At 43.9% G+C, this 13,170-nt stretch carries 10 protein-coding genes and 1 other RNA gene; 9 read left to right on the top strand and 2 right to left on the bottom strand.

What is annotated here, in order from left to right; translation table 11 throughout:
* Positions 1 to 175 precede the first annotated feature (175 nt).
* The 6 genes from kduI (at position 176) to uvrA (ending at position 6,724) form a co-directional block, all read left to right on the top strand.
* A complete protein-coding gene (gene kduI, locus G625_RS0103690; protein ID WP_029200031.1) occupies positions 176 to 1,021 on the top strand; it encodes a 5-dehydro-4-deoxy-D-glucuronate isomerase in 846 nt (281 codons plus the stop codon).
* Between the two features lie 91 nt (positions 1,022 to 1,112).
* Positions 1,113 to 1,667 carry an SEC-C metal-binding domain-containing protein gene (locus G625_RS0103695; protein ID WP_029200032.1) on the top strand — a complete coding sequence of 185 codons (555 nt, stop codon included), beginning with the start codon at positions 1,113 to 1,115 and terminating at the stop codon, positions 1,665 to 1,667.
* Between the two features lie 128 nt (positions 1,668 to 1,795).
* Positions 1,796 to 2,683, top strand: a complete 888-nt coding sequence (hslO, locus tag G625_RS0103700; RefSeq protein ID WP_029200033.1) for an Hsp33 family molecular chaperone HslO — start codon at positions 1,796 to 1,798, stop codon at positions 2,681 to 2,683.
* A 166-nt stretch (positions 2,684 to 2,849) separates the two neighbouring features.
* Positions 2,850 to 3,047, top strand: a complete 198-nt coding sequence (locus G625_RS0103705) for a cold-shock protein (protein ID WP_029200034.1) — start codon at positions 2,850 to 2,852, stop codon at positions 3,045 to 3,047.
* 185 nt (positions 3,048 to 3,232) lie between these two features.
* Positions 3,233 to 3,748, top strand: a complete 516-nt coding sequence (locus tag G625_RS0103710) for a Gx transporter family protein (RefSeq protein WP_029200035.1) — start codon at positions 3,233 to 3,235, stop codon at positions 3,746 to 3,748.
* Between the two features lie 144 nt (positions 3,749 to 3,892).
* Complete coding sequence (gene uvrA / locus G625_RS0103715) at positions 3,893 to 6,724, top strand: excinuclease ABC subunit UvrA (protein ID WP_029200036.1); 2,832 nt, start codon at positions 3,893 to 3,895, stop codon at positions 6,722 to 6,724.
* A 53-nt stretch (positions 6,725 to 6,777) separates the two neighbouring features.
* Here uvrA and ssrA read toward each other — a convergent pair.
* Positions 6,778 to 7,123: a transfer-messenger RNA gene (gene ssrA, locus G625_RS21810) on the bottom strand.
* Between the two features lie 330 nt (positions 7,124 to 7,453).
* Between ssrA and G625_RS0103720 the strand changes: the two genes are divergently transcribed.
* Positions 7,454 to 7,996: a helix-turn-helix domain-containing protein gene (locus G625_RS0103720; protein WP_029200037.1), complete on the top strand. Its 543-nt coding sequence runs from the start codon at positions 7,454 to 7,456 to the stop codon at positions 7,994 to 7,996.
* Positions 7,997 to 8,310: 314 nt separating this feature from the next.
* Here the strand turns inward: G625_RS0103720 and G625_RS0103725 are convergent, their stop codons facing one another.
* Complete coding sequence (locus G625_RS0103725) at positions 8,311 to 9,150, bottom strand: DUF5688 family protein (RefSeq protein WP_029200038.1); 840 nt, start codon at positions 9,148 to 9,150, stop codon at positions 8,311 to 8,313.
* Between the two features lie 507 nt (positions 9,151 to 9,657).
* Between G625_RS0103725 and G625_RS0103730 the strand changes: the two genes are divergently transcribed.
* Both G625_RS0103730 and guaA read left to right on the top strand, forming a co-directional pair.
* Positions 9,658 to 11,031: an NCS2 family permease gene (locus G625_RS0103730; protein ID WP_029200039.1), complete on the top strand. Its 1,374-nt coding sequence runs from the start codon at positions 9,658 to 9,660 to the stop codon at positions 11,029 to 11,031.
* Between the two features lie 242 nt (positions 11,032 to 11,273).
* Positions 11,274 to 12,815 carry a glutamine-hydrolyzing GMP synthase gene (gene guaA / locus G625_RS0103735; RefSeq protein ID WP_029200040.1) on the top strand — a complete coding sequence of 514 codons (1,542 nt, stop codon included), beginning with the start codon at positions 11,274 to 11,276 and terminating at the stop codon, positions 12,813 to 12,815.
* Positions 12,816 to 13,170: the final 355 nt, after the last annotated feature.

The raw sequence follows: 13,170 nt of genomic DNA on the forward strand, positions 1-13,170 counted from the left end.
TCTTTTTCAGTCACTTTATAAACCGGTTTTCTAAATTACCTTGAAAGCGCTTTAAGTGTTGCAATTCCGCCATTTTTATGTATAATGATTTTGGGTTCGGAAGTCCTGTTTTTGGCAGAGCTCCGGACCCGTTTTTTATAACCAAAAGAGCATTATTTTTTTCAGGAGGCTATCAATGGATATAAGATACAGCGCAAATCAGAGAGATGTAAAAAGATACACAACAGAAGAACTCAGAAACGAATTTCTGATCACAGACCTTTACAAGCCGGACGAAGTAGTTGCAGTTTACTCCCATGTTGACCGTATGGTTACATTCGGATGTATGCCAGTACATGAAACAGTTTCTCTGGACAAAGGCATCGATTGCTGGCATAATTTTGGAACACACTATATACTTGAAAGACGTGAGATAGGTATCTTCAATATCGGAAGCGGATCCGGAAAGATCCTGGTTGACGGTACAGAATATAAGCTTGGCTACAAGGATTGCCTTTACATCACAAAGGGAGCAAAGGAAGTTCTTTTCTCCTCCGATGATGCTGAAAAGCCGGCTAAATTCTTCATGGTTTCCGCACCCGCCCATGTAAGCTATGAAACAAAGCTCATTACCATGGCAGAGGCAAATCACAGACCTTGCGGAGAGCCGGAGCTTGCAAACCAGCGTGTCATCAACCAGTTCATCCATCCCGATGTACTTAAGACAGCCCAGCTCAGCATGGGTATGACAGAACTTAAACCGGGTTCTGTATGGAACACCATGCCTGCTCATACACACGAGAGACGTATGGAGATCTATACATATTTTGAGGTGCCTGAGGATCAGGTTGTTATCCACTTCATGGGAGAGCCTCAGGAAACAAGACATCTGGTAATGCATAACTATGATGCTGTTATCTCACCTTCATGGTCCATTCATTGTGCTTCCGCAACCCATAATTATACATTTATCTGGGCTATGGGCGGAGAAAATCAGGAATTTGATGATATGGACAATATTTATACACCAGATTTGCGATAAATATAGTAGAATAGTGTGGTGGTCTGTCGTATAATGTCAGACCGAAACATTATCAAAAAAGGAAACCCTGTGACAGGGTGAGGAGATTTTTATGGCAACATTACTTGAAACCTGGAGAACCCAGGCTTACGGCAACGGACTTTCAAAGGCTGACCAGGAAAGACTCTGGCAGGAGTACTTCGCACTTGAGAAGGGATTCTATGAGGAAGTACTCAAGGATCCTTCACATGTATACGAAGGAACTGTCAAAGAGCTTGCAGACCACTTCGGCATCGATGTATTCCATTTCACAGGAGTACTTGACGGAATCGACGAGTCTTTAAAGGGATATCACAATCCTATCGAAACCATGGATGAGAACACTCAGGTTAAGATTGAGATCGACCCTGAGAAGCTTTACTACAACATGGTAGAGGCAAAGGCAAGCTGGCTTTACGGACTTCCTGCATGGGATTCTATCCTTACAGAAGAGAAGCGTCATGAGCTTTACCGTAAACAGAAGGCTTCAGGAACCATCCGCAGAGAAGGCAAGAAGATCTACCCTAACGATCAGTGCCCTTGCGGATCAGGCAAGAAGTACAAGAAGTGCCACATGCGCATAGACCAGGAAAATGAGCTCAAGGCTATGGCAGGAGCTGAACAGTAATGTCAGAAAAGATCAGGACAAACATAAGTGCCGGTGTGGAGGGTAATGCTTCCGCCGGCACTTATCAGGATAGAACCCCTGCAGATTCTTTTGAACCGCTCAAAGCCGCGAGGCTCACTCAATCAAATATCGAGGACAGTCATGATTATGTGGTAAGAGCAACTGCGGCTAATGGACTGATCAGAGCATTTGCATGTACAACCAGAGATCTGGTTGAGGAATGCAGAAAAATCCACAACACCTTCCCTATATGTACAGCAGCCATCGGAAGACTTATGAGCTCAGCGCTGATGATGGGTGTTGACTTAAAGGGCGACAGAAGCGTGCTCACACTTACCATAAAGGGCGACGGTCCCATAAAAGGCTTAACTGCCACAGCTGACAATCTGGGCAATGTAAAAGGCTTTGTTTCCAATCCCAATGTCCTTCTTCCTCCAAACAAAGCAGGACATTTGAACGTAGGAGAGGCTCTCGGAAAAGGAAAGCTCAGTGTTATTAAGGATATAGGTCTCAAGGAGCCCTACATCGGTTCTGTGGATCTCCGGACCGGAGAGATCGCAGAGGATCTTACATATTATTTTGCCGTATCCGAGCAGATACCTTCTTCAGTGGGACTCGGCGTTCTTATGAACACAAACAACACCGTAAAGCAGTCCGGCGGTTTCATCCTTCAGCTTATGCCGGATGCCACGGAAGATGTCATCTCAAAGCTGGAAAAAAAGCTTTCAAACATCAAGTCCGTAACAGCCATGCTTGACGAAGGCATGACACCGGAAGAGATGCTTCAGTTTATCCTCGGTGATATGGATATGGAGATCAACGATCATATTCCTGTACGTTTTCATTGTAACTGCAGCAGGGAAAAAGTATCAAAGGCTCTTATATCCCTGGGAAAGAAGGAGCTTGAAGCTCTGATCGCTGACAAAAAAACACAGGATGTTTTCTGTGATTACTGCGAGAAGCACTATAGTTTTTCTGTGGCCGAGCTTCAGGAGCTGTATGATTCAGCAAAATAAACCCTGTGGACATATGATCCCGGGGTTCATATTATTTTTATTTATGTTTCACCCTTCAAAAATGTATAACCGGTTTGTATACATTTGATTGACCTTGATTTTGGTTTATGCTAATATTTATTCCGTTGCAGAAATCATTCTGCATTACTTTATGGAGGTATACACAATGAAGGGTACAGTTAAGTGGTTCAACAATCAGAAGGGTTACGGTTTCATTTCTGATGAGTCAGGCAAGGATGTTTTCGTTCACTATTCAGGTCTTACAGGTGATGGCTTCAAGTCACTTGAAGAGGGACAGAATGTTGAGTTCGACGTTCAGGATGGCGCAAAGGGACCTCAGGCAGTAAACGTAGTTAAGCTTTAATTTTTAGATTTCCACGTACCTTAATTGTAATTAATATATTATTTGCAAGAAAAGTATCAGAGAACTAAACAGAAAAGCAAAGCGGTATCCGGATGGGTACCGCTTTTACTTTGCAATAACTTAAGCGCTGCTATACACAGTACTTATACTTGCGATTAAAATACCCTTCGCTTATAATTACCGTTATGAAAATATCATCAAGAAAAACAAGTTTATACGGGATGCTTCTGGCACTGGCTATGATTCTGAGCTATGTAGAAGCAATGATTCCCATCAATATAGGTGTCCCCGGAGTCAAACTGGGACTTCCGAATATAGTTACAGTCATAGGTCTTTACACATTGGGTGCTGTGCCAACATTAATCATAAGTTTCCTGAGAATCCTTCTGGTAAGCTTTATGTTTGGCAACACCATGACTCTGGCATACTCTCTGTCTGGCTTTGCAATCAGTTTCCTTACCATGACCGCACTTATAAAGATAGGCGGTTTCCAAAGAACAGTGGTAAGTATCACCGGTGGTGTAATGCATAATGTGGGCCAGCTTTTAGCCGCGATATTACTGCTTCACAGCGAGGCACTGTTGTTTTATCTCCCTGTACTTATGGTGGCGGGAGTTGTTGCCGGAGCCCTGATAGGTCTCGTCGCGGGACTTATAGCAGACCGCATACACATGTATTTGCATCAGGTTCAAAACATCTGAAATATGAAATAATCATAAACAAAAGCAAAACGTATATTCGTTATATTGATTTTCAATTTCAATCATGATACAATTGCTCGGCAAACATTTGTTTGTCGAGTTTTTTAAACATTTTACTTTTTTATCATATAAAGCGGAGTAGTAATGGGAAAGAATTACATCAAGATCAGGGGAGCCAGTGAACACAATCTCAAGCATGTGGATCTGGACATCCCTAGGGATGAGCTTGTTATCATGACAGGATTATCCGGCTCAGGTAAATCATCGCTGGCATTTGATACCATTTATGCCGAAGGGCAGAGAAGATATATGCAGTCCCTCTCGTCCTATGCAAGACAGTTCCTTGGACAGATGGAAAAGCCAAAGGTTGATATGATCGAGGGTCTGAGCCCAGCCATATCCATTGACCAGAAATCAACAAACAGGAACCCCCGTTCAACGGTCGGAACCGTTACCGAGATTTATGATTACATGCGTCTTTTGTACGCACGTGCCGGTATCCCTCACTGCCCGAATTGCGGAAGAGAAATCAGACGGCAGACCGTAGATGAGATTGTAGATCAGCTGCTTCTCATGAAGGACGGAACCCGTATCCAGCTGCTTGCTCCCATAGTAAGAGGAAAAAAGGGCATGCACGAAAAGGTTCTGGACAGCGCCCGTCGTTCCGGATATGTAAGAGTGCGTATCGACGGAAATCTCTACGAGCTTTCCGAAGAAATAAAGCTTGAGAAAAACATCAGACATAATATCGAAATAGTAGTTGACCGTCTCGTCATAAGAGAGGGCATAGAAAAACGTCTGGCAGATTCAACTGAACAGGTCATGCAGCTTAGCGGGGGTCAGATGACCGTGGATGTCATCGGCGGTGAGCCGGTGAATTTTTCCACCAGTTTCGCATGTCCTGACTGTGGCATATCCATCGAGGAAATCGAGCCCAGAAGCTTTTCCTTCAACAATCCATTCGGTGCCTGTCCCGAGTGTTTCGGAATCGGCTATAAAATGGAATTTGACATTGCACTCATGATCCCCGACGAGAGCCTGAGTATAAATGAAGGCGCCATCTCAGTTATGGGATGGATGAACTCAAAGGACGAGGGAAGCTATACCCATGCCATGCTGAAGGCTCTTTCCGAAAAATATGCTTTCAGTCTGGATACTCCTTTTAATGAACTGAGTGATAAGGCCAGAGACATCATCATAAACGGAACAGGAGACGAGAAGGTTACTGTTTACTACGAGTCCCAATTCGGAAACGGCAACGAGCACCACGTAGCCTTCGAGGGTCTTGTTTCCAATGTTAACCGCCGCTACAGGGAATGTTTCTCCGACAGGATGAAGGCAGAGTATGAACAGTTCATGCGCATAACTTCCTGTCCAAGCTGTCACGGTGCCAGACTGAAACCATCAAGCCTTGCAGTTACTGTTGGTGATCTCAATATTTACGAGGCCACAACATTATCCATTACCAAGTTCAATGAATGGGTACAGGGACTGGAGCTCACCCCCATGCAGCATAAGATTGCTGACGAAATCCTGAAGGAGATCAAAAACAGGATAACCTTCATGCTGGATGTGGGTCTTGATTACCTGAGTCTGTCACGTGCTGCCGGAACTCTTTCCGGAGGTGAAGCCCAGCGTATACGTCTGGCCACCCAGATAGGTTCCGGTCTTGTGGGAGTAGCATACATACTTGATGAACCGAGTATAGGACTTCATCAGCGTGACAATGACCGTCTCATCGGCACTTTGAAGCATCTCCGGGATCTGGGAAATTCAGTGCTTGTGGTAGAGCATGATGAAGATACCATGAGAGCTGCCGACTATATCATAGATATAGGACCTGGAGCCGGTTCTGAGGGCGGAGAAGTCATCGCCACCGGCAATATAGACGAGATCATGGCAAACCCGCGAAGCATAACCGGACAGTACCTGAGCGGTAAGCTGAAGATCGCGGTACCGAAGAAAAGGCGCAAACCCAACGGATGGATAAAGGTTGTTGGTGCACGGGAGAATAATTTAAAGAATATCGATGTGGAATTTCCTCTAGGTGTGTTCACCTGTGTGACAGGCGTATCGGGATCCGGCAAGTCATCTCTTGTAAACGAGATACTTTATAAATCACTGGCACGCCAGCTTAACAGAGCCCGTATCATAGCAGGAAAGCACACACGTATAGACGGCATCAAACAGCTGGATAAGATAATCGCCATAGACCAGTCACCCATAGGCCGTACTCCCAGATCAAATCCCGCAACCTATACCGGAGTATTTGATCTCATCAGAGATCTCTTTGCAGGAACTCAGGATGCAAAGGCCCATGGCTACAGCAAAGGAAGATTTTCCTTCAATGTTAAGGGCGGCCGATGTGAAGCCTGCCAGGGCGATGGTATCGTAAAGATAGAGATGAACTTCCTTCCGGATGTGTATGTTCCATGTGAGGTATGTAACGGCAAGAGATTCAACAGAGAGACTCTGGATGTTAAATACAAAGGAAAGAACATTTACGACGTTCTGGAAATGACCGTTGAGGAAGCTCTTGAGTTCTTTAAAAATGTTCCTACCATAACCAGAAAGATACAGACTCTCTATGATGTGGGTCTCGGTTATGTTAAGCTTGGACAGCCCAGTACAGAGCTCAGCGGCGGTGAAGCACAGCGTATAAAGCTCGCTACCGAGTTAAGCCGCAGACCTACCGGAAAAACCATCTACATCCTTGATGAGCCCACCACAGGACTTCATTTCGCGGATGTCCACAAGCTTGTGGTCATGCTTGATAAGCTTGCCCAAAGCGGTAATACGGTAATAGTAATAGAGCATAATCTTGATGTCATAAAATGTGCTGATTACATCATAGATATCGGCCCTGAGGGCGGAGAGAAGGGCGGCACCGTTATAGCCAAGGGCACCCCCGAAGAAGTAGCAAAGGTAAAAGAATCCTATACCGGACACTATATAAAGAAATATCTTAAAAAGTGACAGAAAAAAAGGGATATCGCCCGGATGATCATCATCCTGGCGATATCCCTTTTTAGTGGACCAGACGGGAGTCGAACCCGTGTCCGAAAACAAATTCCCTCTCCTTCTACTATCATAGTACACTTCTAAGATTCCCCATCATAACTAAGATGTGCACGTCTTGTTATGACCGGTATCCTCTGATACGCCCTTTAAGAGGAGGAACTCTTAAAGTCGTTTCTCACATAGATGAGGCCAGGTTCTCAAAGTGTGAGTGCAATGAGGCTGACCACGCAGCAATTAAGCTGCGTATGCGTAACTTGTATCGTTAGCGTTTATATTTAGGTTTGAAGTTTAACGCGACTGTCTTTCGGATAGCTTCTAAAGCTGCATCGTCCCCGTCGAAACCGGTACTAGCCCTTGTTACGTAATGATAATAGCGAATTTATAAAGACTTGTAAATAAACCTGTAGTTTAAAAATTTGTTTTTAATTTGTACATAGTAACAGATCCGTCGGTGGACCACCCCACCCGGATCACCGACTGAACTGTTACTGTACATAGGAAACCCCTGTTACAAAATGCAAACATCCTCAAACTAACCCTTCCCGGTATATTTAATTTCCATTTATCACCAAATCCGACATATAAATTTTCGCTAACTATATCAGATTAGGTAACTTCTCACCCAATCCGAGAATGTTTATATTTTCCAAATGCAATTAAAATCACGGCATAAGGAGAAAAGTTATGCCTACATACAGAAAACGTGCAAAAAACAAAAGAATCTACCCGGAGGATCCCATCTATAACAACAAGTCCTATCGCATCGATTGGAAGATTATAGGCAAAAACATTGCCAGACGTCGCGTTGAACTTAATTATACTCAGCAGAATCTCTCGGATATAACAGGAATTCCTTCAGTTACTATTTCTCAATTCGAGAGAAATAATTATGGAAAACATCCCAACCCTCACCAGCTTGTTATTTTGATGCACGCCCTCAAAATGGATGCCAATGCTCTTTACGATGGAATTTTGGAATCAGAGCCTCTCAGCAAAACAGAAAAAGCCCTTAATGAATTGATGAAGAACATTAATGCAGAAATTGCAAAATCAGAACTGTACCAAAGTGCCCTTGAAAACGACAGGAGACACACTCTAAAACCTCTCACGGTAAACAAATATAAAAACGATGGTCCAAACACGAAGGTTGCAGATACCAATAAGACAGGCTATAACCAAAGCAATACGGAAATATCCATAACAAACGAAAACAATACACCTTCATGAACATCTGATAAAATGGCAAGGAAAAGTTTTCTATAATCAAATCACATCTTCCGGACTAAGGGACACACTCATTGCAAACCGTTGATCATGTAAAAATAAGAGAGACTATTACGTGTTTCATCTACGTAATGGTCTCTCTTTAGTATTAACCATGATTTATAAAGTGCGCGGCAGCAGCATTATAAGCTGCAAACTAAATGTCTGCTCAGCTCGTGATCACATACCGTAGTCCGTCTTTTTCAGTTCAAACCGGTGTCTTGGTCTTACCGGTGCCTGCGCCATTCTCATAATCACATCCCGGAGCCATGGCTTTTTCAGCCTGCCAGATCGATCATATATGCATGATCACTGAGCTGATCGATGGGATTAACCTCACAGGCATTGATATCCCTGACCATCAGATTAAGCTCTTCAAAATTCATACTGCTCACCTCCACCGGCAACACTATAACCTCATGAATAGAAGAGGGCAGCATAAAGAGGGTGTCGTACCCGTGACTTCCGGCCCATTCCTTAACAGCTTTTTTATTGAAGATCTGCACAGCACCATTCAATCTTTTTTGATTTGAAACAACATACATGGGCACATCATACTCATTGGGGTCATCAAGCTTTCCGAGAATTTCCTCAAAAATACTTCTCATAGGTTTGATGCAAATGTTTTCCTCCGAAAATGTATTCTTCTCAGCTCTTTCCCAAACCTCGTTTTCACTAAGCCCTGCATTGTCCAAAAGCGCCCGGCTAAGCTTTACTTTCCAGCTGCTTCCATCCTTATTGTCACCGGAGATAAAGAGGAACTGCTCAATGCCTTCAAATTCGGTTGAACGCTTGATCAGCTCCTGATCCGAACTTCTCTGGACGCCTATGGCCACCCTTTTAAGAATATTCTCTTTTGAAATAAGCTCGCACGGATCTCCGATATCAGGATCCTGACTTCTTACCAGGCGACGTTCGATAAAGTCACAGGCAGCTTTGGCATTTTCAAGATTTCTTATTTTATCCGTGATATAAATGCAGGGAGAAATGATTTCATCTTTATTTTTTCTGATGGTTATTCCGGTCATCCGGACTGAATTTTTCACAACATCGGAAATAGTAACCTCCGCATAACCACGAGTTAATAATTCATCTTTGATTTCATATTCATTTGTCATTGTTTTTAATTCTCCTTATTTTTGAAACTTCAACCCGCAGAAAAAGGGGTCGTCAAGAAAGCTCAGGTTTTCACATAAAACCTGAAACCGATGATATTATTGTTGATTGAATTTTTGATTGACCTGAAAGGTCTGATCCGCCTGATACCCAAAAGTTAATGTCGGTTTAAGCGCATGACCGGAAGCTCCGATGGACGATCGATTCCCTGAAGCTCTTAACTCCGATACAGGCATTATAGAAATATACTGAGTCATCCGGGTTTAACAGATAATGAAAACCCGAGAAAAACTCATTTATTAAAAATCATGATTTTCTTGTTCACGATTTTCGGAATTTACTATATTTTAGTTTCCTTCCGATGTCAACAAGAAATTATATTTTTAAGACTTCCTCATCATTATGTGCTAGAATTATCAATGTTTTCAAAGGGCATATGCATCGTTCCGGTCTCAGGACCTGCGAAGCATATAAGAATCATCCCGCAAAAAAAGGAGGCTATTTTTTGTATGGAACAGTTTTTTAAACTAAAGGAACACGGTACAACTGTGAAGACCGAAGTCATTGCAGGTGTAACAACATTTTTGACCATGGCATACATCCTCGCCGTAAACCCTAACATACTGGGTTCCGTTATGGACAGAAGCGGCGTATTCGTTGCAACGGCAATTGCGTCAGCATTGGCAACCTTCATCATGGCATTTTATGCAAATTACCCCATCGCACTTTCAGCAGGTCTGGGTCTCAACGCATATTTCGCCTATACCGTATGTCTCGGCGAGCTTGCCGATGTTGAGAATCCTTTCACCATCGCTCTTACAGCGGTTCTCGTAGAGGGTCTTATATTTATCCTCCTCTCGGTATTCAAGGTGAGAGAGCAGATGATCAACGGAATACCTCAGAATCTCAAAAACGGTATCTCTGCAGGTATCGGTCTCTTCGTTGCCTACATCGGACTTCAGGGCGCAAACATTATCTTTTTTAATGTTAACGACGGAAGTGCTACCATAACTCTCGGAAGCTTTGCAGATCCAAGAGTTGCCCTTGCGCTCATCGGTTTCATTATCATCATCGTACTTGTTAACTATAAAGTTAAGGGTGCGGTTCTCATAGGAATCCTTGCTACATGGCTTCTCGGAATCCTTGCCGAGTTCTCGGGCTGGTACAAGGTTGACATCGATGCAGGAGTTTACAGTCTCATTCCGGATTTCTCACAGGGATTACAGCTTGGAGGCATCGCAAACACAGCATTCAAGTTTAACTTTGGTTGGGTAGCAAAGAATCTTATACAGTTTATCGCTATCGTATTCTCATTCCTTTACGTAGACCTTTTCGATACAGTCGGCACTGTAGTCGGCGTTGCCGATAAGGCAGGCTTACTTGATGAAGAAGGCAAGCTTCCGCGAGTTGGAAGAGTTCTTATGGCAGATGCCCTGGGAACAGTAGCAGGTGCCTGCCTCGGTACTTCAACCATCACATCCTTCGTTGAGTCTTCAGCAGGTGTTGCAGCCGGAGGAAAGACAGGTCTTACAGCATTTACAACCGGATGCATGTTCCTCGTATCCTTGCTGCTTTCACCTATTTTCCTTGCCATCCCGGGCTTTGCAACAGCTCCCGCACTTCTTTATGTAGGAATGCTCATGGTATCTTCAGCCAAGAAGATTTCCTTCGACGGAGATATCGCAGACACCGTTGGTGCTTATCTTGCAATGCTTATGATGCCGCTTTCATACTCAATCGCTACAGGTATAATGTTTGCAATTCTTGCATGGGTTATCATCAAGACCTGTGAAGGAAAGTCAAAGGATGTCAGCCCGACCATGTGGGTAGTATTCGTGCTTTTCTGCCTGAGAATAATTACACTTATAATGAACTTCCAGTAATTAGATTTAGATGCGGGCTCCCAAAGGGCACGTAACAGTTCAGTCGGTGGGTCAGGGGGACGGGGTTGGTGTTCCATTTTAGGAAAATGGAACACCAACCCCGTCCCCCTGACCCACCGACTGAACTGTTACAAGGGCACGCATTTTTTGCGAAAAATTATATTAATTGTATATTGATTTATCATCTGATTTTTTATACATTGATTTACAGTATCTCGTTGTCTAAAAGGTTTGGAGGAAAAATGGCAAAAGAACTTGTTGTGGTACTGGACTTTGGTGGTCAGTACAACCAGTTGATTGCAAGACGAGTACGTGACCTCGGAGTTTATGCCGAAGTTTACGCATCTTCAATCGGTCTTGATAAGATCAAAGAATTAAATCCAAAGGGTATCATTTTTACAGGCGGACCTCAGTCAGTATATAAAGAGGAATCTCAGCACATCGACCCTGCTATCTTTGATATTGGTATACCTATCCTTGGTATCTGCTATGGTGCTCAGCTTATCGCCTATGAACTTGGCGGCACAGTAAAGACTGCACCGGTATCAGAGTATGGTCGTACCGAGGTGCTCATTGATGAACAGAATTCTGTTCTTCGCGGTGTTTCAGACAGCACCATCATGTGGATGTCCCACACCGACTACATTGCAGAAACTCCTAAGGGCTTCAAAATCATTTCCCACACAGAGAACTGTCCTGTAGCAGGAATGGAAGATCCTGAGCGTAAGATTTATGCGGTTCAGTTCCACCCGGAGGTACAGCATTCCGTAGAAGGAAACAAGTTATTCCATAATTTCCTTTATGATGTATGCGGATGCACCGGCGACTGGAAGATGGAGACATTCGTCCAGGATAAGATAGAAGAGATCCGTAAGACTGTCGGAGACGGTAAGGTGCTTCTGGCACTCAGCGGCGGAGTTGATTCTTCAGTTGCTGCATCTCTTATGGCAAAAGCCATCGGAAAGCAGCTTACCTGCGTATTTGTTGATCACGGTCTTCTTCGTAAAAATGAGGGTGATGAGGTTGAGGCAATCTTTGGCGACAAGGGTCAGTACGATCTTAATTTCATCCGCGTTAACGCAGGACCTGAATATTTTGAAAAGCTTCAGGGTGTTGAAGAACCTGAAAAGAAGCGTAAGATCATCGGCGAGCAGTTCATCAGAGTTTTCGAGCGTGAAGCAAAGAAGATCGGTGCTGTAGACTTCCTCTGCCAGGGAACCATTTACCCTGACGTTGTGGAGTCAGGCCTCGGCAAGAGCGCAGTTATCAAGTCTCATCACAATGTAGGAGGCCTTCCTGAGAAGGTTGAGTTCAAGGCCATCATCGAGCCGCTGCGCCTTCTCTTTAAGGATGAGGTTCGCCGTGTAGGTTTACAGCTTGGTCTTCCTGAGTATTTGGTATACCGTCAGCCATTCCCGGGTCCAGGACTCGGTGTCAGAATCATCGGCGAAGTAACTCCCGAGAAGGTTCGCATCGTTCAGGATGCGGATGCCATCTACCGTGAGGAAATCGCAAATGCAGGTCTCGACAGAAAGATCAGCCAGTATTTTGCGGCACTTACCAATGTACGTTCCGTAGGTGTAATGGGCGACTTCAGAACCTATGACTATGCTGTGGTTCTTCGTGCAGTTGAGACAGATGACTTCATGACCGCGGAAGTAACCAACATTCCTTTCGAAGTACTTGAAAAGTGCATGAACAGGATCGTAAACGAGGTTAAGGGAGTAAACAGAGTATTCTATGACCTCACGAGTAAGCCGCCCGGGACGATAGAGCTGGAGTAATGTATTATCGCTGGAAACGGGCATAAATAGTAACAGTTCAGCCGACCCTGGATTATAAATTCCTTGGTCGGCACTTTTTTTGCCCACCCCATCAACGATTTCATTAGGCTTAATTCTTTGACCCCCACCCTCTGCAAAAAAAGATGCCGAAATTTCAGCTGACTTTTCATACGGCATCTGTGGATATCTGAATTCTCATTTTATGAATGCAGTCATAAAAATACAGTTGTGGATAATTCTCGCTATTTCACAGTACTTTTTTTCTTTTTATGCATCATAAACCGGTGTTTTTGTGGATGGTCTACTTTTTTCGGACGGATTTTAATCTCCTTATCCACCGTCATTTTGACGAATG

The organism is Oribacterium sp. NK2B42 (assembly GCF_000424445.1).
Lineage (GTDB): Bacteria > Bacillota > Clostridia > Lachnospirales > Lachnospiraceae > Oribacterium.